At 68.4% G+C, this 26267-nt stretch carries 23 protein-coding genes; 15 read left to right on the top strand and 8 right to left on the bottom strand.

Annotated elements, in window-relative coordinates:
- The 4 genes from mltB to ACSQ89_RS10710 are packed head-to-tail and all read right to left on the bottom strand — an operon-like array spanning position 1 to position 4980.
- A complete protein-coding gene (gene mltB, locus ACSQ89_RS10695) occupies positions 1-1050 on the bottom strand; it encodes a lytic murein transglycosylase B (RefSeq protein ID WP_436290561.1) in 1050 nt (349 codons plus the stop codon).
- A 53-nt stretch (positions 1051-1103) separates the two neighbouring features.
- Entirely contained in the window at positions 1104-3095 is a 1992-nt protein-coding gene (locus ACSQ89_RS10700) for a transglutaminaseTgpA domain-containing protein (RefSeq protein WP_436290560.1), read from the bottom strand.
- Positions 3089-4057, bottom strand: coding sequence for a DUF58 domain-containing protein (locus tag ACSQ89_RS10705; protein WP_436290821.1), 969 nt, complete (start codon positions 4055-4057; stop codon positions 3089-3091). Before ACSQ89_RS10705 ends, ACSQ89_RS10700 begins: the two co-directional genes overlap by 7 nt.
- Before the next feature lie 2 nt (positions 4058-4059).
- Entirely contained in the window at positions 4060-4980 is a 921-nt protein-coding gene (locus ACSQ89_RS10710; protein ID WP_436290559.1) for an AAA family ATPase, read from the bottom strand.
- A 75-nt stretch (positions 4981-5055) separates the two neighbouring features.
- Here ACSQ89_RS10710 and ACSQ89_RS10715 point away from each other — a divergent pair, with 75 nt between their 5' ends.
- The 7 genes from ACSQ89_RS10715 (at position 5056) to ACSQ89_RS10745 (ending at position 13154) form a co-directional block, all read left to right on the top strand.
- Positions 5056-6009 carry a histone deacetylase family protein gene (locus tag ACSQ89_RS10715; protein ID WP_093102645.1) on the top strand — a complete coding sequence of 318 codons (954 nt, stop codon included), beginning with the start codon at positions 5056-5058 and terminating at the stop codon, positions 6007-6009.
- Between the two features lie 13 nt (positions 6010-6022).
- Entirely contained in the window at positions 6023-7303 is a 1281-nt protein-coding gene (locus ACSQ89_RS10720; protein ID WP_093102646.1) for a mechanosensitive ion channel family protein, read from the top strand.
- A gap of 140 nt (positions 7304-7443) precedes the next feature.
- Positions 7444-8193: an electron transfer flavoprotein subunit beta/FixA family protein gene (locus ACSQ89_RS10725; RefSeq protein ID WP_093112348.1), complete on the top strand. Its 750-nt coding sequence runs from the start codon at positions 7444-7446 to the stop codon at positions 8191-8193.
- Between the two features lie 23 nt (positions 8194-8216).
- Positions 8217-9152: an electron transfer flavoprotein subunit alpha/FixB family protein gene (locus ACSQ89_RS10730; protein WP_436290557.1), complete on the top strand. Its 936-nt coding sequence runs from the start codon at positions 8217-8219 to the stop codon at positions 9150-9152.
- A gap of 82 nt (positions 9153-9234) precedes the next feature.
- Complete coding sequence (locus ACSQ89_RS10735) at positions 9235-11034, top strand: acyl-CoA dehydrogenase (RefSeq protein WP_436290556.1); 1800 nt, start codon at positions 9235-9237, stop codon at positions 11032-11034.
- Positions 11035-11062: 28 nt separating this feature from the next.
- Positions 11063-12025 carry an NAD(P)H-dependent flavin oxidoreductase gene (locus tag ACSQ89_RS10740; protein ID WP_093109431.1) on the top strand — a complete coding sequence of 321 codons (963 nt, stop codon included), beginning with the start codon at positions 11063-11065 and terminating at the stop codon, positions 12023-12025.
- On the top strand, positions 12015-13154 hold the full coding sequence (locus ACSQ89_RS10745; protein WP_436296180.1) for an acyltransferase family protein: 1140 nt from the start codon (positions 12015-12017) through the stop codon (positions 13152-13154). Before ACSQ89_RS10740 ends, ACSQ89_RS10745 begins: the two co-directional genes overlap by 11 nt.
- A gap of 12 nt (positions 13155-13166) precedes the next feature.
- Here the strand turns inward: ACSQ89_RS10745 and ACSQ89_RS10750 are convergent, their stop codons facing one another.
- Positions 13167-14273, bottom strand: coding sequence for a glycosyltransferase family 4 protein (locus ACSQ89_RS10750; protein WP_170855685.1), 1107 nt, complete (start codon positions 14271-14273; stop codon positions 13167-13169).
- Between the two features lie 115 nt (positions 14274-14388).
- On the opposite strand from ACSQ89_RS10750, the gene cydD reads away from it, so the two are divergent.
- Genes cydD through cydX form a run of 5 tightly spaced genes read left to right on the top strand, consistent with a single transcriptional unit; the run spans position 14389 to position 20728 of the window.
- Positions 14389-16071, top strand: a complete 1683-nt coding sequence (gene cydD, locus ACSQ89_RS10755) for a thiol reductant ABC exporter subunit CydD (protein WP_093109429.1) — start codon at positions 14389-14391, stop codon at positions 16069-16071.
- Complete coding sequence (locus ACSQ89_RS10760; RefSeq protein ID WP_436290555.1) at positions 16068-17759, top strand: amino acid ABC transporter ATP-binding/permease protein; 1692 nt, start codon at positions 16068-16070, stop codon at positions 17757-17759. The genes cydD and ACSQ89_RS10760 overlap by 4 nt, the downstream gene beginning before the upstream one ends.
- A 37-nt stretch (positions 17760-17796) precedes the next feature.
- Positions 17797-19413: a cytochrome ubiquinol oxidase subunit I gene (locus tag ACSQ89_RS10765; protein WP_436290554.1), complete on the top strand. Its 1617-nt coding sequence runs from the start codon at positions 17797-17799 to the stop codon at positions 19411-19413.
- 16 nt (positions 19414-19429) lie between these two features.
- Positions 19430-20584, top strand: coding sequence for a cytochrome d ubiquinol oxidase subunit II (cydB, locus tag ACSQ89_RS10770; protein WP_436290553.1), 1155 nt, complete (start codon positions 19430-19432; stop codon positions 20582-20584).
- 21 nt (positions 20585-20605) lie between these two features.
- Positions 20606-20728, top strand: coding sequence for a cytochrome bd-I oxidase subunit CydX (gene cydX, locus ACSQ89_RS10775; RefSeq protein ID WP_086924947.1), 123 nt, complete (start codon positions 20606-20608; stop codon positions 20726-20728).
- A gap of 341 nt (positions 20729-21069) precedes the next feature.
- On the opposite strand, the gene ACSQ89_RS10780 is transcribed toward cydX, so the two are convergent.
- From ACSQ89_RS10780 to ACSQ89_RS10790, 3 genes are all read right to left on the bottom strand, one after another.
- A complete protein-coding gene (locus ACSQ89_RS10780; RefSeq protein WP_436296001.1) occupies positions 21070-22851 on the bottom strand; it encodes an IS1634 family transposase in 1782 nt (593 codons plus the stop codon).
- A gap of 151 nt (positions 22852-23002) precedes the next feature.
- Positions 23003-23575 (bottom strand): GbsR/MarR family transcriptional regulator, encoded by a 573-nt coding sequence (locus tag ACSQ89_RS10785; protein ID WP_436295212.1) that lies wholly within the window; start codon positions 23573-23575, stop codon positions 23003-23005.
- Positions 23576-23632: 57 nt separating this feature from the next.
- Positions 23633-24055, bottom strand: a complete 423-nt coding sequence (locus ACSQ89_RS10790; protein WP_093109424.1) for a cupin domain-containing protein — start codon at positions 24053-24055, stop codon at positions 23633-23635.
- Between the two features lie 99 nt (positions 24056-24154).
- Here ACSQ89_RS10790 and ACSQ89_RS10795 point away from each other — a divergent pair, with 99 nt between their 5' ends.
- Genes ACSQ89_RS10795 through ACSQ89_RS10805 form a run of 3 tightly spaced genes read left to right on the top strand, consistent with a single transcriptional unit; the run spans position 24155 to position 26222 of the window.
- Positions 24155-24604, top strand: a complete 450-nt coding sequence (locus tag ACSQ89_RS10795; protein WP_093109423.1) for an ArsR/SmtB family transcription factor — start codon at positions 24155-24157, stop codon at positions 24602-24604.
- Positions 24493-24960, top strand: coding sequence for an SRPBCC family protein (locus ACSQ89_RS10800; protein ID WP_436295211.1), 468 nt, complete (start codon positions 24493-24495; stop codon positions 24958-24960). Before ACSQ89_RS10795 ends, ACSQ89_RS10800 begins: the two co-directional genes overlap by 112 nt.
- On the top strand, positions 24960-26222 hold the full coding sequence (locus ACSQ89_RS10805; protein WP_436295210.1) for an RNA polymerase sigma factor: 1263 nt from the start codon (positions 24960-24962) through the stop codon (positions 26220-26222). Before ACSQ89_RS10800 ends, ACSQ89_RS10805 begins: the two co-directional genes overlap by 1 nt.
- Positions 26223-26267: the final 45 nt, after the last annotated feature.

Genomic DNA, 26267 nt, shown 5'->3' on the forward strand with positions numbered 1-26267 from the left:
CTACTGCCCCATCGCGGTGCGGACTTCGCGGCCGAGATCGATCACCGACATCGCGTAGTAACTGCTCCAGTTGTAGCGCGTGATCACGTAGAAGTTCTGCGTGCCGGCCACGTAGTTCGGCGCGTCGGCACCGTTCTGCAGCTCGATCAGCGCGAGCAGGCCCTTGTGCGTGAGCGCCTCGCCCTCGAGCACGGCGCCGCCGGCCACGAACGCGTCGGCGCTGAAGCTGGGCAGGATGTCGGGCGCCATCAGCACATCCTTTTTGAGCCGCGCCTCGTCGAAGCCGACCGGGTAGATCGGCGGCATGCCCGGCTGCCAGCCGAAGGCCCTGAAATAGCTGGCCACCGAACCGATCACGTCGGCCGGGTTGTTGACCAGGTCGATGCGGCCGTCGCCGTCGAAGTCGATCGCGTACTTGGCGATGCTGCTCGGCATGAACTGCGGCATGCCCATCGCGCCCGCATAGCTGCCGACCGGCATCATCGGATCTTCCGCGGTGCGGCTTTCGGTGCTGAGAAAGCTCTCGAGCTCGCCGCGGAAGAAGGCCTGGCGCTCGGCCGCGCGCGGATGGCCTTGGGGGAAATCGAAAGCCAGCGTGGCCAGCGCATCGATGACTCGGAAGTTGCCCATGTTGCGGCCGTAGATGGTCTCGACGCCGACGATGCCGACGATGATCTCGGGCGGCACGCCGTACTCGGCTTCGGCGCGCGCCAGCGTGTCGGTATTGGCGCGCCAGAAGCGCACGCCGGCCGCGATGCGGATCGGGTCGATGAAGCGGCTGCGGTAGACGCGCCAGTTCTTCGCCGTGCCCCTGGGTGCCGGCAGCATCAGGCGCGGCACGTTGGGCAGCAGCCGTGCGTTGCCGATGGTCGCGCGCACCCATTTGCGATCGAGGTTGCGCCGTTCGGCCACGTCGTCGGCGAATTGCATCGCGTCGTCGCGCGTGGCATAGGGCGTCTCGCCGCGCACGGCTTTCTGAGCCGATGCGGGGGGCGGGGCGGTCAGCAGGAGGAGGGCCAGCGGAAGAGCGGTCGAAAGAAGGAGGCGCATGGCCTCGATTGTGCCGCCCGTGCCCGGCGCGCTCGTGCGGGACACATGTGGTTTCAGCGCGGCCAGGCCAGGCGGCGGAACTCGGCCTTGAGCGCGGCCAGCGCCGGCCCGGGCGTTCTGGCGTAGCGCTGCGCCTCGAGCTTGAGCAGCCAGTCCGCAGCCGCCTGCGCGCCGGCACCGAAGCGTTCGGCCAGCCGGGCCGCCATCTGGCGCGGCGGCATCGCGTCGGGCACCTCGATGCCTGCCTTCTTCATGCGTGCACGGGCCTGGCCGAGCAGGCGCAGCCACGGGTCGTGCTGGCTGCGTTCCCACAGCGTCCAGCCGGCGCCCGCCAGGCTGGCCACGACCAGCAGCACGAGCAGCACGGTCGCCAGGTCCTGCAGGCTCGGCGCTTCGAAGCCCAGGTTCTTGAGCAGGTCGAGCTGCCGGCTCTGCGTGTAGTTGAGCACCCACTGGTTCCAGCCGTTGTTGACCGCTTCCCAGGCGGCGCGCAGGTTCTGCGCCAGCGTGGGGCTCATCCCGTTGATCGCGCCGGCGAAGAGGCCCGGCTGCGGCGCGAGGCGCTGGAACTGGCCGACGCGGTCCGGCGAGATGGCGCCGGTCGGATCGACGCGTATCCAGCCCGCGCCTTCCTGCCACACCTCGGCCCAGGCGTGCGCATCGCTGTGGCGCAGCGTCCAGAAGTTGTCGACGCCGTTGATCTCGCCGCCCTGGTAGCCGGTGACGATGCGCGCGGGGATGTCGAGCGCGCGCATCAGCACCACGAAGGCCGAGGCGATGTGTTCGCAGAAGCCGGCTTTCCTGTCGAACCAGAACTCGTCGGCGGTGTCGTTGCCGTAGACACCGGGTTCGAGCGTGTAGCTGTAGCCCCCCGTGCGCAGCCGTTGCAGTGCGGCCTGCACGAAGGCTGGCGTGGCCGCGCCGGCGAGGGCCGGGTCGCGCTTCATCTGCGCGGCCAGTTCGGCCGTGCGCGGGTTCGAGCCCGGAGGCAACGCCACGTAGGGTTGCAACGCGGCCGTGCGGCGCTGCGGGCCGCTCTGGAACTGCGTGAAGCTCTGGGCGCGGTAGCGCACCAGGTCGCCGATCGGCCGGTTCGCGACCCATTGCAGCTCGGGCGTGCCGAACAGTTCGTAGCCCGGCAACTCCGGCTTGGCCGGCGCGGCATCGAGCGTCAGCAGCCAGGGGCGGTTGCTGGGCTCCAGCGTGACTTCGTAGCCGATGGCGTCCCCGCGCACGCGCAGGTTCTGCGGCAGGAAGCCGCGCGAGAAGAACGGCGGCGATGTCCATTCGCGGCCGTCGAACTGCGACAGCACCGGGCCGCGGAAGTACAGGTCGCGCTGTGCCGGGATGCGGTTGCCGTCGAACCTGATGCGCGCCGCGATGCCGTCGTCGAGCGCGAGCTGCGCGATGCTGCCCACGCGCATCGTGTTCGACAGGCCGGTGCGGCCGGTCATCGCGTCGTTGGGCGTGCCCCAGAGCGGCGCCATGCGCGGGAACAGCAGGAACAGCACCAGCATGATCGGTGCGCCGAGCAGCGCCATCCAGCCCGCGGTGCGCGCCGCCTGCATGAGCGGCGGCTTGCCGACCGGCATGTGGGCGTTGACCAGCGCGGTCAGGAGGCCCAGCAGTGCCAGCAGCATCGCGAAGGCGGTGGGCAGCGACTGCGAGTAGAAGAAGTTCGTGAGCATCGTGAAGAAGCCCAGAAAGAAGATAACGAAGGCGTCGCGCCGGGCGCGCAGCTCCAGCGTCTTGAGCGCAAGGAGGATCACGATCAGCGTGACGCCGGCGTCGCGGCCCAGCAGCGTGCGATGCGTGGCGTAGGTGGCGACCAGCGTGACCGCGAGCAGGCCGGCGCGCCACCATCTGCTGGGCAGCGGCTTGGCCTGCACGGCCAGGACGCCGCGCCAGAACAGGACGATGGCGGTGAGGGTGCTGCACCACCAGGGCAGGTTGGGGACCTGCGGCAGCAGGATGAGCGCGATCACGCCGAGCAGGAAGAGGGTGTCTCTGGCTTCCCGGGGCAGCGATTGGAGCTTGGTCAACATAAGGCCAGCACCTCCAGACACCGCCGCTTGTGCGCCTCCCCCTGAGAAGGAGCAACCACCTTGCCGCCCACCCGCAACCCGTAGTCCACGCCCAACCGGTCCGCCATCAGCACCCACGCGCAAAGCCGCGACAGCCGCGCTTCCCAACCGGGCAGGCCGGCAGATTGCGCGTCCAGCCACAGCTCCTGCCGCTGCGCCTGCTGCGTGTCGCGGCTCACGAGTTCTTCCGAGCCCGTGGCCTGCGCCCGCGCCGCGCGCTTCCACACCACGAGCTTCAGCGGGTCCCCGCGCCGATATGCGCGCACCCCGTCGTACTCGCCGGCCACGTTCGCGCGCAGCATCGACGCCGCCGCCTGCCCGGCCAGGGGTTCGCCGGGCGGCAGCGGCGGCGGGTTCGGCTCGGGGGCCGGGTAGACCAGCACCTGCGAGGCCGGCCGCCACACCGTCCAGACGCGAAAGGTGCCCAGCGGAAAACGGGTTTCGGCCGTGAGCGTCGGCACCGGATGCAGACCGCGGCGTTCGGGCTTGAAGGCGACCTCGACCGTTGCGCTGCCCTCGGCCGGCACGTCGCTCCACGACCATTGCCCGCTGTGACGCACGGCCAGTCCGATGCCGTAGCGCGTGCTGCGCCGGGCGTTGTGCAGCACCACGCGGAACACGGCGGCCGCACCCGCATAGCGCGGATCGGGCGTCATCAGGCGCAGCGCGAGCCCGCGCAGGGTGGCATGGCACACATACATGCCGACCGCCACGCTGCCGGCCAGCAGGAAGGTCAGGAGATAGCCGAGGTTGAGCTGGTAGTTGATCGACGCGATCAGCAGCAGCAGCAGCGTGGCGCCCAGCATCCAGCCCGCGGGCGTCGGCACGATATAGACGTTGCGCTGCGTGAGCTCGAGCGTGTCCGAAGGCGGCCGGCGCGAGAGAAACCAGCCGTCGATGCGCGAGCGAAGCGGCGCCAGCAGTTTCACGGCAACGGGACTGCGGCGGTCATGGCGCGCACCTGCTCGACCGCGCCGCGGCCCGCATCGCCGAGCGGCGTGAGCCGGTGCGCGATGGTTTGCGGCAGCACGGCCTGCACGTCGTCGGGCGCCACGTAGTCGCGGTTGGCCAAGAGCGCCTGCGCCTTGGCGGCGCGCAGCACGGCGATGCCGGCGCGCGGCGAGAGGCCCTGCAGGAACCAGCGGCCCGAGCGCGTCGCGGCGATCAGGTCCTGCACGTAGTTCAGGAGCGGCTCGGCCGCATGCACCTGCAGCACGCGCTGCTGCAGCGCCGTGAGTTCACCCGCTGTCAACAAGGCCGGCAGACCCGTGAGCATTTCGCGCCGGTCGGCGCCGGCCAAGAGTTCGCGCTCCGCCGCGCGGTCGGGGTAGCCCAGCGAGATGCGCATCAGAAAACGGTCGAGCTGCGACTCGGGCAGCGCGAAGGTGCCCAACTGATCGTGCGGGTTCTGCGTCGCGATCACGAAGAAGGGCGTGGGAAGAGGGCGGGTTTCGCCTTCCACCGTGACCTGCTTCTCCTCCATCGCTTCCAAGAGCGCGCTCTGGGTCTTGGGGCTCGCACGGTTGATCTCGTCGGCCAGGAGCACCTGGGCAAAGATGGGCCCGGGGTGGAACACGAAGGCCTGCTGTCCGCGGTCGTAGATCGCCACGCCGGAGAGATCGCCCGGCATCAGGTCGGCCGTGAATTGAACCCGCGAGAACTGCAGGCCGAAGGTGTGCGAAAGCGCGTGGGCGAGGGTGGTCTTGCCGACGCCCGGCACATCCTCGATCAGCAGGTGACCGCCGGCCAGGAGGCAGGCCACGCAGTCGCGCACCTGTGCCTCTTTGCCCACGATCACCGTGTTAAGCTGGCCGAGCAAACTGGCGAGCTTCGCGGCAACGTCCATTTTTGTATCCATATGCAAACAATACCGTAAAGCCCTGCGGCCCTACGCTGCATGAGGCTACGACGTGATCGATCCATGGGCAAAACCGGCTATTTCACCCACCGCGACTGCTGGAAACACGAGATGGGCGCGGGGCATCCCGAATGCCCGGAGCGGCTCGATGCGATCGAGGACCGGCTGCTTGCAACCGGCGTCGCCGACGCGCTTGAACGCGCAGAGGTGCCGCTGGCCACGCTGGAGCAGATCACGCGGGCGCACAGCGTCGAACACCTGGAACTCCTCGAGGCGCTGAGCCAGCGGCTGATCGCCGACGCCCCGGCCGGCGGCCCGCGCTACGCGCAGCTCGATCCCGACACCGCGCTCACGCGCTTCACCGTGCTCGCTGCCCGCCGCGCCGCCGGCGCCGCGATCGCCGCGACCGACGCGGTGATCGCCGGCGAGCTGGACAACGCCTTCTGCGCCGTGCGGCCGCCCGGCCACCATGCCTGCCGCGACAAGGCGATGGGCTTCTGCTTCCTCAACAACGTCGCGATCGCGGCGCGCCATGCGATCGAAGAACATGGCCTGGAACGCGTCGCGATCGTCGATTTCGACGTCCACCACGGCAACGGCACCGAAGACATCCTGAGCAACGACCCGCGCGTGCTGATGGTGGGCTTCTTCCAGCATCCCTTCTATCCGTACAGCGGCACCGACCATCCGGCGCCGAACATGCTCAACCTGCCGGTGCCGGCCTATACCAAGGGCATGGACGTGCGCGAGCTGATCGAGGCCTGCTGGATGCCGCGGCTCGACGAATTCAAGCCGCAGATGATCTTCGTGAGCGCGGGTTTCGACGCCCATCGCGACGACGATCTGGGCCAGCTCCGGCTCAACGAGAACGACTTCGCGTGGATCACCGAGCGTGTCCGCGACGTGGCGCGACGCCATTCCCAGGGCCGCATCGTGTCGATGCTGGAAGGCGGCTACAACCTCGATGCGCTCGCGCGCAGCGTCGAAACGCACCTGCGCGTGCTGGCTGATCTCTAGGGCAGCCCCTAGGATGGATCTCAGCGCCTTCACTCAGCGCCTCGGCCAGATCGACGCGCGCAGCCTGTGGATCGAACTTGCGGCTCTGGTCGGCTGCGTGGCGCTGGCCTGGGCGGTCTGCCGCTGGTTCGGCCGCGACCAGCCCAAGGATTCGATCTGGTTCGGCGAGCGCACCTTCGACGGCCTGCTGTTCCCGCTGCTCGCACTGCTCTTGACCGATCTGGCGCGCCGCTTCGTGCTCGAGTTCCAGCCGGTGCTGGTGCTGCGCATGGCGGTGCCGGTGTTCCTTTCGCTCGCGGCCATCCGCCTGTTCGCGCGCGTGCTCAGGGCGGTGTTCCCGACCTCGGCGCTGATCCGCCTGGTCGAGCGCACGATCTCGTGGATCGCATGGATTGCGGCGGTGCTCTGGATCGTCGGCCTGCTGCCCGCGGTGCTGGCCGAGCTCGAGAACATCACGCTGGCCTTCGGCAAGACCCGCGTCAGCCTGCGCACCATCCTGGAAGGCATCCTGTCGGCCGGCCTCGTGCTCGTGATCGCGCTGTGGATCGCCTCGACGATCGAGAAGCGCATCTTGCGCACCTCGGTGACCGACCTGTCGATGCGCAAGGTCGCGTCGAACGCGATCCGCGCCTTCCTGCTCCTGATCGGCCTGCTGTTCGCCTTGTCGGCGGTGGGGGTCGACCTGACGGCGCTCTCGGTGCTGGGCGGCGCGCTGGGCGTGGGCCTCGGCTTCGGCCTGCAGAAGCTGGCCGCCAACTACGTGAGTGGCTTCGTGATCCTGCTGGAGCGCTCGATCCGCATCGGCGACAACGTCAAGGTCGACGGCTTCGAGGGCCGCATCACCGACATCAAGACACGCTACACGCTGGTGCGGCAGGGCAACGGGCGCGAGTCGATCGTGCCGAACGAATCGCTGATCACGAGCCGGGTCGAGAACCTTTCCGTGTCCGACCTCAAGTTCAACATCACGACCAGCATCGTGGTCGGCTACGACAGCGACGTGGCGCAGGTGCAGGCCATCTTGTGCGATGCGGCCGCCGCGCAGGCGCGCGTGCTGAGCGATCCCGCGCCGGTCGCATTCCTCGTCAACTTCGCGCCCGACGGGCTGGAGTTCAGCCTCAACTTCTGGATCGCCGATCCCGACAAGGGCAAGGACAACGTCCGCTCGCCCATCAACATCGCGATCCTCGAGGGCCTGCGTGCCGCCGGCATCGACATTCCGTACCCCCAGCGCGTGCTGCGCGTCGAGTCGCTGCCGCCCGGCGTTTCGGCGCCCGAGGCGGCTCGCCTATAATCATCGCAAAAAAGCACGATCGTTCTTTTTCTTCGCGCCCCGCGCCAGGTGATTGAAATGAACAGCTCGCGCGGAGGCCGGCGCCTAAAATCTCCGGTTCCCCTGCACCCCCGGTTTCGCAATTCAATGGAGTCAAGCCAATGAAGGTCCTGGTCCCCGTCAAGCGGGTCGTCGATTTCAACGTGAAGGTGCGCGTCAAGAGCGACGGCACCGGTGTGGACATCGCCAACGTCAAGATGAGCATGAACCCCTTCGACGAGATCGCCGTCGAAGAGGCGGTGCGCCTGAAGGAAAAGGGCGTGGTCACCGAAGTCATCGCCGTCTCCTGCGGCGATGCCAAGTGCCAGGAAACCCTGCGCACCGCCATGGCCATCGGCGCCGACCGCGGCATCCTGGTCGAGACCTCCGAAGAGCTGCAGCCGCTGGCCGTGGCCAAGCTCTTGAAGGCCCTGGTCGACAAGGAACAGCCGCAGCTCGTCATCCTCGGCAAGCAGGCGATCGACGACGACGCCAACCAGACCGGCCAGATGCTGGCGGCCTTGGCTGATCTTCCGCAAGCTACTTTCGCTTCGAAGGTCGAGGTCGAAGGTGACAAGGTCAAGGTCACGCGCGAAGTCGACGGCGGCCTGGAAACCATCCAGCTCACGCTGCCCGCGGTCATCACCACCGACCTGCGCCTGAACGAGCCGCGCTACGTCACCTTGCCCAACATCATGAAGGCCAAGAAGAAGCAGCTCGACACCTTCAAGCCCGAGGACCTGGGCGTGGACGTCAAGCCGCGCCTGAAGACCCTGAAGGTCAGCGAGCCGCCCAAGCGCGGCGCCGGCATCAAGGTGCCCGATGTGGCCACGCTGGTGGACAAGCTCAAGAACGAAGCCAAGGTGATCTGAGGCCGGAACAAGGAAGAATCGACATGACCGTACTCGTTATCGCAGAACACGACCACGCCACCGTCAAGCCGGCGACCCTCAACACCGTGACCGCAGGCCTCGCCTGCCAGAGCGGCGATGTGCACGTGCTGGTGGCCGGTGCCAATGCCGCCGAAGCCGCTGCCGCGGCCGCCAAGATCGCGGGCGTCGCCAAGGTCATCGCGGCCGACAGCCCGTCGCTGGCCGAGAACCTGGCCGAGAACGTCGCAGCCCAGGTGCTGGCCATCGCGAAGAACTACAGCCACATCCTGTTCCCGGCCACGGCCAACGGCAAGAACGTGGCGCCGCGCGTCGCAGCCAAGCTCGATGTGGCGCAGATCAGCGACGTCACCAAGGTCGACAGCCCCGACACCTTCGAGCGCCCGATCTATGCGGGCAACGCGATCGCCATCGTGCAGAGCAGCGATGCGATCAAGGTGATCACGGTGCGCACCACCGGCTTCGACCCGGCGGCCGCCACCGGCGGCAGCGCCGCGGTCGAGAGCGCCGAGGGCGTGGCCGACAGCGGCAAGTCGAGCTTCATTGGACGCGAAATCACCAAGAGCGAGCGTCCCGAACTCACGGCCGCCAAGATCATCGTCTCGGGCGGCCGGGCACTCGGCAGCGCCGAGAAGTTCACCGAAGTGATGGCGCCGCTGGCCGACAAGCTCAACGCCGGCCTGGGCGCCAGCCGCGCCGCAGTGGACGCGGGCTATGCGCCGAACGACTGGCAGGTCGGACAGACCGGCAAGATCGTGGCCCCCCAGCTCTACATCGCCTGCGGCATCTCGGGCGCGATCCAGCACCTGGCGGGCATGAAGGACTCGAAGGTGATCGTGGCGATCAACAAGGACCCGGAAGCGCCGATCTTCTCGGTGGCCGACTATGGGCTGGAAGCCGACCTGTTCACGGCCGTGCCGGAACTGGTGAAAGCGCTCTGATCCGCTTTCATCGAACAGAGAAAGACAGGTGAAGGGCATCGTTCGCGATGCCCTTTTCGTATCTGCTGCATTGGAGACAACCATGAGCTACACCGCCCCCATCAAGGACATGCTGTTCGACATCGAGCACCTCGCGAACATCGCGCAGGTCTCGCAGATGCCGGGCCTCGAAGACGCCGGGCTCGAAACCGCCCAGGCCGTGCTCGAGGAATGCGCGCGCTTCAACCGCGACGTGGTCGCGCCGCTCAACGTCGCGGGCGACCGGCATCCGTCCTCGTTCAAGGACGGCCGGGTCGCGACCACGCCGGGCTTCAAGGAAGCTTTTGCGCAGTACGTGGCGGGCGGCTGGCAGGGCCTGCAGCACCCGGCCGAGTTCGGCGGCCAGGGCTTGCCCAAGACCATCGGCGCGGCCTGCGGCGAGATGCTCAACTCGGCCAACATGAGTTTCGCGCTGTGTCCGCTCCTGAGCGACGGCGCCATCGAAGCGCTGCTCACGGCCGGCTCCGACGAGCTCAAGGCCACCTACCTCGAGAAGCTGGTGAGCGGGCAATGGACCGGCACCATGAACCTGACCGAGCCGCAGGCCGGCAGCGATCTCGCAATGGTGCGCAGCCGCGCCGAGCCGCAATCCGACGGCAGCTACAAGATCTTCGGCACCAAGATCTTCATCACCTACGGCGAGCACGACATGGCCGAGAACATCGTGCACCTCGTGCTCGCGCGCGTGGCCGGCGCGCCCGAAGGCGTGAAGGGCATCAGCCTGTTCGTTTGCCCCAAGTTCCTCGTGAACAAGGATGGTTCGCTGGGCGTTCGCAACGACGTGCACTGCGTGAGCATCGAGCACAAGCTGGGCATCAAGGCCAGTCCGACCGCCGTGCTGCAGTACGGCGACCACGGTGGTGCCGTGGGGTACCTCGTGGGCCAGGAAAACCGCGGCCTCGAATACATGTTCATCATGATGAACGCAGCCCGCTACGCCGTCGGCATGCAGGGCATCGCGATCGCCGAGCGCGCCTACCAGCAGGCGGTGGCCTATGCCAGGGACCGCGTGCAGAGCCGTCCGGTCGACGGCTCGATCAACGCCAGCGCGCCGATCATCCATCACCCCGACGTGAAGCGCATGCTGATGACGATGCGCGCCTACACCGAGGGCTGCCGCGCCATGGCCGCGGTGGCCGCGGCCGCCTACGACGCGGCGCATCACCACGCGGACGCAGACACGCGCCGGCAGAACCAGGCCTTCTACGAATTCATGGTGCCGCTGGTCAAGGGCTATAGCACCGAGATGAGCCTGGAGGTCGCCTCGCTCGGCGTGCAGGTGCACGGCGGCATGGGCTTCATCGAGGAGACCGGCGCGGCGCAGTACCTGCGCGATGCCAAGATCCTCACCATCTACGAAGGCACGACGGCGATCCAGGCCAACGACCTGGTGGGCCGCAAGACCGCGCGCGACGGCGGCCAGACCGCGAAGGCCATTGCCGCGCAGATCGAGCAGACCGAGGCCGAGCTCGCGAAGCAGGGCAGCGACGCCGCGCGTGCCGTGGGCAAGCGCCTCACGGCCGCGCGCCAGGCCTTCGTCGACGTGGTCGACTTCGTCGTCGGCCAGACCAAGGCCGGACCGAAATCAGCCAATGCCGTGTTCGCGGGCAGCGTGCCCTATCTGATGCTGGCGGGCAACCTGGTGGCCGGCTGGCAGCTCGCGCGCTCGCTGCTGGTGGCCGAAGCGCTCGCCAACGCCGGCACCGACACCGCCTTCATGAAGGCCAAGATCGCCACCGCGCGCTTCTATGCCGAGCACATCCTCAACAAGGCGCCCGGCCTGCGCGACAGCATCGTCGATGGCGCCGAGAGCGTGACGGCGCTGGCGCTCGACGCTTTCTGAATCCAGTCAGTCAACATCCGGAGACCCCATGTCCAAGCTGCCTTCCGTACTCGCCAATCTCCCGCTGCCGATCATCGGCTCGCCGCTGTTCATCATCAGCAACCCCAAGCTCGTGATCGCGCAGTGCAAGGCCGGCGTCGTCGGCGCGATGCCTGCGCTCAACGCGCGGCCCGCGTCGCAGCTCGAAGACTGGCTGGCCGAGATCACCGAAGAGCTCGCGGCGTACAACAAGGCGAATCCGGACAAGCCGGCCGCGCCCTTCGCCATCAACCAGATCGTGCACAAGAGCAACGACCGCCTCGAGCATGACATGGCGATGGTGGTGAAGTACAAGGTGCCGATCGTCATCACCTCGCTCGGCGCGCGCACCGACGTCAACGATGCGGTCCACAGCTACGGCGGCGTGACGCTGCACGACATCATCAACAACGCCTTCGCGAGGAAGGCGATCGAGAAGGGCGCCGACGGCATCATCGCCGTGGCGGCCGGCGCCGGCGGCCATGCGGGCATCAAGAGCCCCTTCGCCCTGGTGCAGGAAATCCGCCAGTGGTTCGATGGCCCGATCGCCTTGTCGGGCTCGATCGCCACGGGCGGCGCGGTGCTCGCGGCGCAGGCGATGGGCGCCGACTTCGCCTACATCGGCACTGCCTTCATCGCCACCGAGGAGGCGCGCGCCAGCGCCGAGTACAAGCAGGCCATCGTCGACGGCACCTCCGACGACATCGTCTATTCGAACCTGTTCACCGGCGTGCACGGCAACTACCTCGCGCCCAGCATCGTGGCCGCCGGCATGGACCCGGCCAACCTGCCGCAGGGCGAGCTCAAGACCATGAATTTCGGCGGCGGCGACGGCAGCAAGGCCAAAGCCTGGAAGGACATCTGGGGTTCGGGCCAGGGCATCGGCGCCGTGACCGAGGTCGCGAGCGCCGCCGCTTTCATCGACAAGCTCAAGCGCGAGTACGACGAAGCGCGTCGCCGCCTTGCGCTCTGACACCGCGGCCACCGCGGCGCGCCTGCCGCTGCTCGATGCGGCGAAAGGCCTGGCCTGCGCCGTGATCGTCGGGCACCACCTCGCGCGCTACGGGCCCTTGCCGGCAGGCGCGTCCTCCCTCGCGCCGGGGCTGTTCGAATGGCTGGCGCAGGATGGCCGGCTGGCGGTGCAGGTGTTCCTGGTGCTGGCCGGTTTTCTGGCGGCGGGCAGCCTGGCGCCCGACGGCGTGCTGCGGGTCGACCGGCCGCTGGTCCGCGTGTTCCAGCGCTACGGCCGGCTTGCGATGCCCTACCTGGCGGCACTGAGCTTCAGCGTGCTGGTCGCCGCGCTGGTGCGGCCCTGGCTCGACGACGAGGCGGTGCCCGCGGCGCCGGGCATTGCGCAGCTGCTGGCGCACGGGCTGCTGCTGCAGGATCTGCTCGGCTACGACGCCTTGTCCACCGGCGTCTGGTACGTGGCGATCGACTTCCAGCTCTTCGTGCTGGCGCTCGCGGCGATCAGCTTTTCCGAACTGCTGCAGCGGCGCTGGTCCCTGCGGCCGGAGCGGTCGCGCTGGCTCGCCGTGGCGCTGGTGCTGGTGCTGGCCGTCGCCTCTCTCGCGGTGTTCAACCGCAACGAAGAGCTCGACGACACGGCGCTCTATTTCTTCGGCGCCTATGGCCTGGGCATGGGCGTGTTCTGGATCGGCCGCGCGACGCGGCTACGCACCTGGCAGTTCGGCATCGCGCTGCTGCTCATGGTCGGCGCCGCGGCCCTGGCGCTCGACTGGCGCAGCCGCATCGCCACGGCGCTGGTCACGGCGCTGCTGCTGGCTGTGGTCCAGCGCCGCGCCGGGCCCGAGCCGGCCGCATGGCCGCCGCTCGCGCAGCCGCTGCTGCGGCTGGGGCGCATCTCGTACTCACTGTTCCTGATCCACTTTCCGGTGCTGCTGCTGGTGAGCGCGGCGTTCAACCGGTTCGCGCCCGACGGGCCCTGGGTCGACCTGATCGGCCTCCTGGCCACCTTCGCGCTGTCGATCGTCGCGGCGATGCTGCTCTACCGGTGGGTGGAGTCGCGGCCCGCCACCTGGCGCGCGGTGCTGGCCTTGTTTGCGGGCCTGCTGGTCTGCGGCGCGGTGGCCTCTTCGTAGCTTCCTGGCTTCTTAGCGGCCTGCCGCGAGCGCCTCTGCGTAATGCGCCGAGAAGGTCTCGGCGACGACCTCCCAGTCGTAGCGCTTGGCCCGCTGCTGCGCGGCCATCGACATCGCGGTGCAGCGCTCGCCGTCGAGGCTCGCGACCTCGCGCACCACGGCCAGATCCTTGGCGCCGATGTCGAAATCGAGGAAGAAGCCGTTGACCGAGCGCTCGACGAAGCCGTTGATCGGCGCCATGTCGCGGCACAGCACGATCTTGCCGGCGGCCATCGCCTCCAGGATGCCGATGCCGAAGCCCTCGTACTCGCTGCCCGTGACGAAGACCGTGCGCTGCTGCAGCTCCTGCAGCAGGGCGGCGTCTTCGATGTAAGGATGCAGCCTGACCGAGTCATCGAGCTGGAGGGCGCCGATCTGCGCCTGCAGCGATTCGCCCAGGTTGTCGAAATCGGGCCCGGCGATCAGCAGGTCGATCTTGATCCCCTGGTGCCTTGCCATGGCCACGGTGTCGATGACCGCGTCGATGCGCTTGTTGCGCGACCAGCGACCCCAGTAGATCCACTTGGTGGGGTCGGGCGGGCCGGTGAGGCGCCCGCCCTGGAACTTCGAGTACGCGATGCCGTTCTCGCATTTCTCGACCCTGTTCGAGAAATGGCTGAAGTAGGCCTTGTCGGATTCGCTGCTCGCGAGGATCTTCCGGTAGCGGCGCAGCAGGCGGCGCATCAGCACGCGCTCGTGCAGCCACTTGATCGCGCCGTGTTTGGCCGTGTGGCGAAAGCCGCCGTGCGTACTCAGCACTGCAGGGATGTCGCGGCATTGAAGCAGCACGTTGCCGGTGAGCATCATCAGTTGCGGATCGTGCACGTGCAGCAGGTCGTAGCCGGCGGCAAGCCGGCCGAGCTCGCGCGCATAGCCGGCCAGGCGGTTGCCCAGCACCGGCACCCGGAACACCTTGATGCCGTCCAGCTCGCCGACCGAAAACCCCGTGTGCTTGGCGGACACGTGCGCGATGTCGACCTGGCTGCCCTGGCTCGAGTTGCGCACCGCGAGTTCCCGCACGACGGACTCGATGCCTCCGATCTCGGGGAAGTAGGTCGGCGTGATGGAAAGAATCTTCATGGCGTCGTAGCTTAGCGGGTGCACCATGCCGCTTCAGGCGATTGCCCGTGCCGTGTCACATCCGCTATCATTGTGGAACTTTCAGTAAATACTGAAATTGCACGAATTTAACAAAATGCAGCCTCACGCACCCTCGCTCGCCGGCTTGCGATCCCTGGACCCGCCAAGGCTCGCCGCCTTCGTTCAGGGTGCTGCCGCGCTGCTGTGGCTGCCGCAGGCGGCCTTGCTGGCCTGGGCCGTCGAGGGCCTGGCGGCGGGCACGGGCTTGGCGGCGGTGCTGTGGCCCGCAGGCGGGATCGTGCTGCTCGGGCTGCTGCGCGTTGTCTGCGAGGCCTGGGGGGCGCGCCGCGTCTTTACCGGCGCGCGAGCGGCGCTGTCGGAACTGCGCGCACGGGTCGCTGTCGCACTGGCGGCACGTTCGCCGCTGGACCGTGCGCGTCCGGCCTCGGGGCTCGCGGCCAGCGTGATCGCGGAGCAGGCGGAGGCGGTGGTGCCGTACCTGGTGCGCTACGGCCCGGCGCGCTGGCGCGCGATGGTCGTGCCGCTCGCGATCCTGCCGGTGGTGGCCGGCTTCTCGTGGGTGGCGGCATTGGTGCTGCTGGTCGCGGCGCCGCTGATCCCATTCTTCATGGCCATCGTGGGCTGGCGCGCGCGGGCCGCGAGCGAGGCGCAGCTGGTGGAAACGGGAGGCATGAATGCCTTCCTGCTCGACCGGTTGCGCGGCCTTCCCACCTTGCGTGCGCTCGGTGCGATAGCCGCCACTGCGCTCAGGCTCGGCGAAGCGGCCGAGGCGCTGCGACGGCGCACCATGGCGGTGTTGCGCATCGCCTTCCTGTCGTCGGCCGTGCTGGAGCTGTTCTCGGCGCTGGGCGTGGCGATGGTCGCGGCCTATGTCGGTTTCCATCTGCTCGGCACCTTCGAGTTCGGCACCTGGGGCCGGCGCCTGAGCCTGGGCGAGGGCATGTTCGTGCTGCTGCTGGCGCCGGCTTTCTTCGAGCCGCTGCGCGAGCTGTCGGCGGTCTGGCACGACCGCGCAGCCGGCGAGGCGGCGCTCGATGCGCTCGACCGGCTCGCGCGCACCGATGTGGCGCTGCCCGGCGCGCAGAGCGAATTGTCGGCCGGCGACGAGGCCACGGCCGGCGCGCCCTCGGTGCATGTGCATGGCCTGCATTTCTCCCATGCCAGCGAAGACGCCTTCTTCGAGGACTATGACCTGCGCATCGTCGCCGGCGAGCATGTCGCGCTGATGGGGCCCAGTGGCTCGGGCAAGACGGCCTTGCTCTGCCTGATCGCCGGGCTGGTGCCGGCGCGGCAGGGCGAGATCGCGATCGGCGGCGTCCCGCTCTCGGACCGGACCGTGGCCGCACTGCGCCGGCGCATGGCCTGGATGGGCCAGAAGCCCCACGTGTTCGCGGGCTCGGTGCAGGCTAACGTGACGCTGGGGCGCGCCGGCGTGGACTCGGAACAGGTCGAGGCCGCGATGCAGTTCGCGCAGTTGGACCGCGTGGCCCAGGCCCACCCGAGCGTGGCGCTGGGCGAGGGCGGCAGCGGGTTGTCGGGCGGCGAGGCGGCGCGCCTCGCGCTGGCGCGGTTGGCCGTGCATCCCGAGGCCGACCTGCTGCTGGTCGACGAGCCCACTGCGCACCTCGACACCGAGACCGCGGAGCGCGTGGCCGATGCGCTGATCGAACTCGCGCGCGGCAAGACCCTGATCGCCGCGACCCACGATCCCGTGCTGGCCGCGCGCTTGCACCGCGTGATCCGGCTCGACGCCGTGCCCGCGAAGGAAGCGGCATGAAGCTGTGGCGCGATCTTCGTCCAGTCGCGGGACTCTTTGTCGCCGCGGAGCCGCGCAGGCTCGTGCTCGGCGCGGCCCTCGCGGCGCTCACCGTCCTGATGGGCATGGCGCTGCTTGGCCTCTCGGGCTGGTTCATCACCGCCACCGCGCTCGCAGGCCTGCATGCCGCGACCGCGATCGTCTTCGACGTCTTCATGCCCTCGGCCGGCATCCGCCTGCTGGCACTGGGCCGCACCGCATCGCGCTATGGCGAGCGGCTGATCACGCACGACGCGAGCTTTGCCGTTCTGGCCGCGCTGCGCGTGCGCCTGTTCCGCGGCTGGGCCCGGCCCGATGCCGCACGCCAGTTGCTGGCGCGGCCGGCACGGCTCTTGTTCCGATTGACCGCGGACATCGATGCGCTCGAATCCTTCTACCTGCGCCTCCTGGTGCCCGCCGCTGCGGCGCTCGGCGCGGCGCTGCTGGCGGGCCTGGTGCTCGGCGTCATGAATCCCTGGATGGGCGGGTTGCTCGCGCTCTGGTTGCTGGCCGCGGGCTGGGGCATCGCGCTGGTGGTGGTGCAGCGTGCGCGGCCGGCCGCAGTGCGGCGGGCCCAGGCGATGGAAAGCCTGCGCGCACGCGCCGTGGACCTGGTCGCCGGCCAGACCGAACTGGTCATGGCGGGCCGCATCGACGCGCAGCGCGAGGCGCTGGCCGCGGCCGACCGCCACCTGGCCAAGGCCGACCTGGTGCTGAACCGGCTCGAAGCCGGCGCCGGCATGGCCTATGGCATGGCCGGCGCGCTGACCCTGGCGGCGGTGCTGCTGGCGGCGGGCCTGCTGGCGGACGAGGGCGCGATCGGCGCGCCGGCCGCGGCACTGGCGCTGCTGGTGGCACTGACGGCCATTGAACCCTTCGCTGCCTTGCGCCGCGGCGCGCTCGATGCCGGGCGCAGCTGGCTCGCGGCGCGGCGGCTGGCACCGCGCATGGCGGCCGAGCCGAAGGCCCTGCATGGCCCCGCCGCGCCCGATGAGGGCCTGGCGCTGCAACTGAAGGATGTCGTCGTGGCGCACCCCGGCAGCCGCGTGCCTGCGCTGCAGCTCGGCGCGCTGGCACTGGCCGCGGGCGAGCGCGTCGCGCTGATCGGTGCGAGCGGTGCAGGCAAGTCGACGCTGCTCGCGGCGATCGCGGGCGAACTGGCGCCGCAGCAGGGCGAACTCCGCGCGCAAGACCATTGCCTGCTGACGCAGCGCACCGAACTCTTCCACGACAGCCTGCGGGACAACCTGCGGCTCGCCGACCCGGCGGCCGACGAGGCGCGGCTATGGGCGGTGCTGCGCGCCGCAGGGCTGGCTGACGAAGTCCGCGCCATGGCCCGGGGCCTCGATACCGTGCTCGGCGAAGGCGGCCTGGGCCTTTCCGGCGGCCAGTCGCGACGCCTCGCGTTGGCGCGCCTGCTGCTGCGGAACGTACCCTTTTGGCTGCTCGACGAGCCCACCGAAGCGCTGGACACTGCGACCGCACACGATGTGCTGCAGCGCCTGCGCGTTCAGGCCGCGGGACGAAGCCTGTTGATCGCGACCCATCTGCGGCGCGAGGCCGCGCTGGCGGACCGGCTGCTGTGCATGCGGGCCGGCCGCATCACGGCCGACCTGCGTCGCGGCACCGCTGCCTTCGATGCCGCCCTGAGCGCACTGCGGCCCGACTGAGATCGCACGCCGACCACAAGAAAACGAAAGGAACCCCATGGACCTCGACATCGTTGCACTTTCACGCTTGCAGTTCGCGCTCACGGCGCTCTACCACTTCCTGTTCGTGCCGCTGACCATCGGCCTCGCGGTGATCGTCGCGATCATGGAGACGGTCTACGTCATGACTGGCCGCACCATCTGGCGCGACATGACGAAGTTCTGGGGCCTCTTGTTCGGCATCAACTTCGCGATGGGCGTGGCCACCGGCATCGTGATGGAGTTCCAGTTCGGCATGAACTGGAGCTACTACAGCCATTACGTGGGCGACGTCTTCGGCGCGCCGCTGGCCATCGAGGGGCTGATGGCCTTCTTCCTCGAGGCGACTTTCGTTGGCCTGTTCTTCTTCGGCTGGGACAAGCTCTCCAAGGTCGGCCACCTGGTCACCACCTGGGCGGTGGCCATCGGCTCCAACTTCTCGGCGCTGTGGATCCTGATCGCCAACGGCTGGATGCAGAACCCGGTGGGCGCGGCCTTCAACCCGCAGACCATGCGCATGGAAGTGACCGATTTCTTCGCCGTGCTGACCAACCCGGTGGCGCAGGCCAAGTTCGTGCACACGGTGTCGGCAGGCTACACGGTCGCTTCCATCTTCGTGCTCGGCGTGTCGGCCTGGTACCTGCTGCGCGGGCGGCACCTGCAGCTGGCCAAGCGCTCGATGACGGTGGCCGCCTCCTTCGGCCTCGCGGCCTCGCTCTCGGTCGTGGTGCTGGGCGACGAGAGCGGCTACCTCTCGACCGAGCACCAGAAGATGAAGCTCGCCGCCATCGAGGCGATGTGGAAGACCGAGCCGGCGCCGGCCGCCTTCACCGCCTTCGGCTTCCCCGACCAGGAAACGCGCGAGACGCACTACGCGATCCACATCCCCGCGGTGATGGGGCTGATCGGCACGCGCTCGCTCACCACCGAGATCCCGGGCATCGACGACCTCGTGCACCGCGCCGAGCTCAACATCCGCGTCGGCATCTCGGCCTACGATGCCTTGCAGAAGATCCGCGCGGCCGGCAGCGAGACCGAAGTTCCGGAGTCGGCGCGCAAGATCTTCGAGGCCAACGGCCATGCGATGGGCTATGCGCTGCTGCTCAAGCGCTACGTCGACGACCCGCGGCAAGCCACGCCGGAGCAGATCGCCAAGGCCGCGCTGGACACCGTGCCGGCCGTGGCGCCCCTGTACTGGTCCTTCCGCATCATGGTCGGGCTCGGCATGTTCTTCATCCTGCTGACCGCCACCTTCTTCGTGCTCTCGGCGCGGCGCAGGCTCGACGCGCATCCGTGGCTGCTCAAGCTCGCGGTGTTCGCGATCCCGCTGCCGTGGATCGCCGCCGAGTGCGGCTGGATCGTGGCCGAGGTCGGCCGCCAGCCCTGGGTGATCGAGGGCGTGCTGCCGACCGCGGTGGCGGTGTCGAACCTCGGCGTCACCACGCTGCTGATCACCATCGCGGGCTTCGCGCTGATCTACACCGTGCTGTTCCTGATCGAGATGAAGCTGATGCTGAAGGCGATCCGCAAGGGGCCGGAGGAACATCCGGTGCCGCCGGCCGCGGCCTATCGCGCCGAGGCCGACCCCGAGCTGGCCGCCACGCTGCCCCGCACACCTCTCGCCGCCGCAGATTGACCTCACGGAGCACGACATGATCCTGCACGAACTCATTTCCTACGAAACCCTGCGCCTGGTCTGGTGGCTGCTGCTCGGCGTGCTCCTGATCGGCTTTGCCGTGACCGACGGCTTCGACCTCGGCGCCAACATGCTGCTGCCCTTCGCCGGCCGCAACGATCTCGAACGCCGCGTCATCATCAACAGCGTCGGCCCGGTCTGGGAAGGCAACCAGGTGTGGCTGATCCTCGGCGGCGGCGCGATCTTCGCGGCCTGGCCGCAGCTCTACGCGGTGTCCTTCTCTGGCTTCTACCTCGCGATGTTCGCGATCCTCGTGCCATTGATCTTGCGGCCCGTGGCATTCAAGTTCCGCAGCAAGAATGACGATGCGCGCTGGCGCACGCGCTGGGACTGGACGCTGTTCGTCACCGGCCTGGTGCCCGCGCTGATCTTCGGCGTGGCCATGGGCAACGTGCTGCAGGGCGTGCCCTTCCGGCTGGCGCCCGACATGCGCATCTTCTACGAGGGTTCCTTCTTCGGGCTGCTCAATCCCTTCGCCTTGCTGTGCGGCCTGGTGTCGGTCGCGATGCTGGTGATGCACGGCAGCGCGTGGCTGCAGTTGAAGACCCAGGGACCGATCGCCGATCGTGCGCGCGCCTTCGGCAGCGTCGCGGCGCTGCTCACGCTGGTGCTCTATGCGCTGGCCGGCTATGTGCTGTGGAGCTGGGTCGACGGCTACCGGGTGACGAGCGCGCTGCCGACCGGCGGGCCGTCCAACCCGCTGCTCAAGATGGTCGAAGTGCAGCCGGGCGCATGGTTCGCCAACTATGCGGCGCGGCCGTGGATGTGGGCGGCACCGGGCCTGGGATTGGCCGGCGCGCTGCTGGCCTTCGTGGGGCTGCGCCTGCGGCGCGAAGTGTTCACGCTGCTCGCCAGCGCGCTCGGCATCGTGGGCATCATCCTCAGCGTCGGCGCCTCGATGTTCCCCTTCATCCTGCCGTCGTCGATCGACCCGCGCGCCAGTCTCACGGTGTGGGATTCGTCATCGAGCCACCTGACGCTGTTCATCATGCTGGTGGTCACCGCCATCTTCATCCCGCTCATCGTGGCCTACACCAGCTGGGTCTACAAGGTGCTGTGGGGCAAGGTCGATGCGGACGCGATCAAGAACGAACGCGGTCACGCCTACTGAATCAAGAAAAGGAACCGAACCATGTGGTACTTCGCCTGGCTGCTGGGCCTCCCTCTCGCCGCGACCTTCGCGGTGCTCAATGCGATGTGGTACGAGCTGATGGACGACGAGGCGATCCGGCGCGACAAGCTCGAGAAGCCCTAGCTTGCTGACTGGCTCGCCCGTTTGGGCGCACGCCCGGCATGCGGTGCGGGCCGTGCGACCCCACTGCGCCGGCCCTTCGGGCTTCCCTGCGGTGCTCGCCTTTCGCGGGGTCTCGCTCGAACTCGCCTTCGGCTCAGACAATCGCGAGCCCTGATCCGCGAAAGGCTGCGCTCCTCGGCGGCGCAGAGGGGATCGCCCGACCCGCACCGCATACCGCCCGCCTCCGCGCCGCAAGCCATTGTTCGACGAGCCGGCCTGAACCCTAGCCCGTCTTTCTCAACTGGCAGGTGCGAAGCCGGCTAAGTGCTTGATTTGATTCAGCACGAGCTCGAAGGTCTCCACTACAGCGGGATGGGTTGGGCAGTGATGCGGGCGTGTTTGGCAGTGATCTTCGGCGGGGGTTGATCGGGCAGCTTCAGCCGCAGCAGGTCCAGCAGCATGCGGTGATCGGCCTCGGGCTGGGTATATCGCGACAGCACGAGCTCTCTGCCGTCGGTGGTGGGCAGGTGCACGTCCACCATCTGCATGGTCTTGAACTTGGCGATGACCTCCGCAGGCGTGATGCCGTGCGCCAGGCGCTTGAGTTGGGCCTTCAAGGTGACCTGCAGGCAGTAGGCGAGGAAGGCCACGAAGATGTGGGCCTCGATGCGCTTCTCGCTGGAGTGGTAGATCGGGCGTACGGCCAGGTCGTGCTTGAGCTCCTTGAACGCCTGCTCGACCTCGGTGAGCTGGATGTAGAACGTCCACAGCTGCGCGGGATCGTGCGCTGCGAGGTTGGTGCGCAGCAGATAGCGCCCTTCACGGCGGCGCACCTGGCGCAGCCGGGCGCGATCGAGTTCGAACTCGAAGGATGCTGTCTTGGAACTGCTGCTGGCCTCGGGCAGCTGAACCGTGACCAGATGGGCGGCGCGCCCGGCGTCGTGCTTGGCTGCGCCGAGCTTCATGAGCAGTTGATCGCGCGTGAGCGCCTGGCCCTGCAAGGCCTGCAGGCGCTGCACGTAGCGGCGCAGGCGGCGTTGCCGCATCGCACGCTCCTTGTCGATGCGTGCTGCACTTTGCGCCAGCACGTAGGTGTCTTCGTCACCGGCCAGGCGCTTGACATCGACGCCTTCGCGCACGCGCTGCCACGGCTGTGCGAGGAAGCCTTGCTCGAGCTTGCTCAGCCGCCCCTTGGGGGTGCCCACGAGATACGACGCTCCCATGCGGCGCATCTGTGCCAGGCTGTCTTCGGTGGGCACGCCGCGGTCCATCACCCAGATCCGGTTGGCTCGGCCGTAGCGCTGCTCGATGCGATCGAGGAAGTCGCCAAGCGTCGTTGAGTCGGCCGTGTTGCCCGAGAGCACCTCGTAGCTCAGCGGGAAGCCTTCAGGGGTGACGATCAGCGCGATCACCACCTGGCGGCAGTCGCCTCGCTTGTCGCGGCTGTAGCCGTACTGGCGCTTGTCGTGCTCGCTGCGCTGCGCATCGCTCTCGAAGTAGGTGCTGGTCAGGTCGTACAGCAGCACGTCGAACTTCGCGCCGAACAGCTCGCCCCAGCGCCGGCACAGGAACTTGAACAGTTCGTCCTTGTGCGCTGTGAGCTTGTCCAGGCAACGGTACAGCGTGTTCTTCTCGGCCAACGCGAAGTCGGCGTGCAGCAGATCGGCCATCGCGCTGGCGTCGAACCAGTGACGGTGCAAGCGCCATTCACTGCCAGGATCGATCAGCCGGTAGGCCACCAGCGTTTGCAGCACCTGCAGCCACGGGGTGCCTTCGCGCGAGGGCGGCAGCCGAGCGCTCCAGAAGGCGTCGAGTTCGAGTTGCTGCCACAACACGCATGACAGCCAGCACGCGCCCCACTGGCGCGGGCGTTCGAGGCGCAGTTCGTCCAGACGGATACCCACCGCATTCGCGTCATCGGCGGGCATCGAGCCGGCCGGGAACAGCGCCACTTGGCGCCTGGTTCCCTCGTCGTGCACTTCGATGGTCTTGCGCCAGGCTTCGCGCTGGCTCGCGTTGATCTCGCCCAGGTAGAGCACCTGCCTTTGCACCACACGACCATCGGCCAGTCGGCGGTTCTCCACCACGCTCCAGTAATCGTGCGTCTTGCCGTCCTTCAGGCGTCGGTTGCAGCGCAGAAACATGCGCCGCAGTTTAGGAACCGCTCGCCCGCACGCCAAGGACCAAGGTCTCCACCACAAGCGTTTTGCCGCGTCACCCCTATACGCATCAAGCACTTGCGTCGCTCAACACCCCCAAAATCGTCGAAATCGGGGTTGAGTTGAGAAAGATGGGCTAGGCCCCCGCCTTCTTGCCCTTTGCCCCGGTGATGCGGTCCTTGAGCGTGAGCACCTTGGTCACCGTCGCGCCCATGCCCATCAGCTGCATCGCAGTCTCGGGCGCCAGGCGCTGCACATCGTCGAACCATTTCATGAGCCGGTCGATCAGGTCGTGCATCTCGCGCATGCGCTGCTGGGCGTGGCGCTCCTCGTCGCTCGTGGGTTCTTCGAGCAGTGCCATGCGCAGCATCGAGAGCGTCGGCTCGACCTCGCGGCGGCGCCGTTCCTCGGCCAGCACGCGGAAGATCTCCCAGACGTCGGCCGGCGCCTCAAAGTACTCGCGACGGTCGCCCGGCTGGTGGCGCAGCTGCACCAGCCGCCAGGCCTGCAGCTCCTTCAGGCCCATGCTCACGTTCGAACGCGAGAACTCCAGCATCTCGGCGATCTCGTCCGCGTTGAGCGCGCGCTGCGAGATGAAGATCAGCGCATAGATCTGGCCGACGGTGCGGTTGATGCCCCACTTGCTGCCCATCTCTCCGAAGTGGGCGACGAACTGGCGGTTGAGCGGGGGCAGGGGGTGAGAAGGCATCGGCGCATTTTCGCGCCGAATTGCTGTAGCTTCAAGAAAGACTGAAAACTCGTGCCGCTACTTCCATGGCGTCGGCGCGGGAACCTCGCAGGCCGGCTCGACATCGATGCTCTTGAAATCGGCCGGCGAGACGATCTCGAGGTACTCCATGTCGGGCGAGTAGTCGAAGAGGTAGTGCCGGATGCCGGGGCGCTGGTGCACCACGTCGCCGGCCTCGACCAGCGTCTCCTGGTCTTCGTACATGAACCTGGCCCAGCCCTTCACCATGATGACGATCTGGAACTCCGCCTCGTGCCGGTGCCAGCCGGTGCCCGCTTCCGGTGCCATGTTGGCCTTGACGAGGTGCGCAATGACCTTGCCGTGCGTGGCCTCGGCGATGCCCAGGTCGCGGTACAGGAAGAAGTCGCGCAATCCGCCCGAGACGTACTCGGTGTCGCCGGGCTTCACGTGGGAGAACTTCGTGTCGGTGCGGTCCAGCATGGGAACTCCTTGTGGCGGTGGGATGCTGCGTCGCAATATGCATAAAGCGTTCCCGCGTCGGGCTTGACAGCGGCGCCGCGCGCTTCGAAACTCAACCACATGGTTCACTCTGATGCAGACACCCTCGATGCCGTCTTCGCCGCGCTGTCCGATTCGACGCGCCGCGCGGTGCTCGAAACGCTGGGGGAGGGCGGCGGCCTCACCGTCACGGAACTCGCGCAGCCGCACGGCATGTCGCTCACCGGCTTCATGAAGCATCTGCGCGTGCTCGAGAACGCAGGGCTCGTCTCCCGCACGAAGGAGGGCCGCATCGTGCGCTGCGAGCTCTCGCCTCAGCCCATGCAGGAGGCCGCCGTGTGGTTGTCCCGCTATGAAAAATTCTGGGCCGAGCGCCTCGATGCGCTGGCCCGCTTCCTGTACCAACAAGAGGAGACCGCATGGCGAGCCCTGCCACCCGAGACGAAGAACGCCCCTCGCTCACCCTCCGCCGGCACTACGAAGTCGCGCCCGACAAAGTCTGGCGGGCGTGGACCGACCCGCAAGCGCTAAAGCTGTGGTTGGGCCCGGCCGAGATCGTCTCGGTGCCGGTCTCCGAGATCGACCTGCGCGTGGGCGGCCGCTTCCGCGTGGTGATGCTGGAAGCGAACGGCGAGCGGCACGAGGTCGGCGGCGTCTACCACGAGATCGTTCCGAATCGCAAGCTGATCTTCAGCTGGGCCTGGCACAGCACGCCCGAGCGCGAATCGCGCGTCACGGTGCTGATCGAGCCTTCGGGCCGCGGCTGTGAGCTGGAGCTGCGCCACGAGCAGTTCTTCGACGAGGCCGCGCGCGAAGGCCACGAACACGGCTGGACCGGCTCGCTGGTGAAGCTGGAGGCCTTGCTCGGCAGCGCGGAAGCGGCCTGATGGCGACAGCGCCGGCCGCAGTGCGCGAGGCGGTGGATGCGGTCTACCGCAGCGAGTCGCGCCGCATCTTCGCGACGCTGGTGCGCCTCCTGGGCGACTTCGACCTGGCCGAGGAGGCGCTGCACGACGGCTTTCGCGCGGCGCTCGAGCAATGGCCTGCGAGCGGCATCCCGGCCAGCCCGCGCGCCTGGCTGGTGTCGGCCGGGCGCTTCAAGGCCATCGACGGCCTCCGCCGCCGCGCACGCTTCGATGCCTGGGACGACGCAGGCGATGCGGCCGAGGCCATCGCCGACCCTGCGCTGGCCTGGGATGAGCGCGACGCCGATGCCGAGACGCTGGAGGACGACCGCCTGCGCCTCGTCTTCACCTGCTGCCACCCGGCGCTGGCGCCCGACGCGCAGGTCGCGCTGACGCTGCGCGAGGTCTGCGGCCTCGCGACCGAAGACATCGCCAATGCCTTCCTGGTGCCCGCGCCGACGATTGCGCAACGCATCGTGCGCGCGAAGGCCAGGATCCGCGAGGCCCGCATTCCCTACCAGGTGCCGCCCGTGGCCGAGCTGGCCGAACGGCTCGATGCCGTGCTGCGCGTGGTCTACCTGGTGTTCAACGAGGGCTATGCGGCCTCGTCCGGCGAGACGCTGACGCGTCCCGACCTGTCGGCCGAGGCGATCCGGCTCGGCCGGCTGCTGGTCGACCTGCTGCCCGAGCCCGAGGCCGTGGGCCTCTTGGCGCTGATGCTGCTGCACGAGTCGCGGCGTGCCGCACGAACCTCGGCATCGGGCGAGATGGTGCTGCTCGACGAGCAGGATCGCAGCCTGTGGAATCGGGCATCGATCGAGGAGGGCGCTGCCCTCGCGATGCGCGCGCTCTCGTCGCGCCGCTTCGGGCCCTACACGCTGCAGGCCGCCATCGCGGCGGTGCATGCCGAAGCCGCGGATGCGCAATCCACCGACTGGGCCCAGATCGCCGGGCTCTACGAGGTGCTGCTGCGCGCCGAGCCTTCGCCGGTGGTGGCGCTCAACCGCGCGGTCGCGATCGCGATGCGCGACGGGCCGGCGGCCGGCTTGGCGCTCATCGATGAAATCCTCGCGCGCGGCGAGCTCGCGGACTACCACCTGGCCCACGCGGCGCGCGCCGATCTGTGCCGGCGGCTCGGCCGCACGGCGGAAGCGAGGGCATCGTACGAACGTGCGCTGGCGCTCGCGCGGCAGGCCCCCGAGCGGCAGTTTCTCGAGCGGCGGCTGGCTGAGCTTGCATCCTGAAACAAATTCGAGCGGGCGCGAATGTCGATCGGCGGCCTCTGCGTT

Origin of the sequence: Variovorax sp. LjRoot175 (genome assembly GCF_964253805.1) — a bacterium.
Taxonomy (GTDB): Bacteria; Pseudomonadota; Gammaproteobacteria; order Burkholderiales; family Burkholderiaceae_C; genus Variovorax.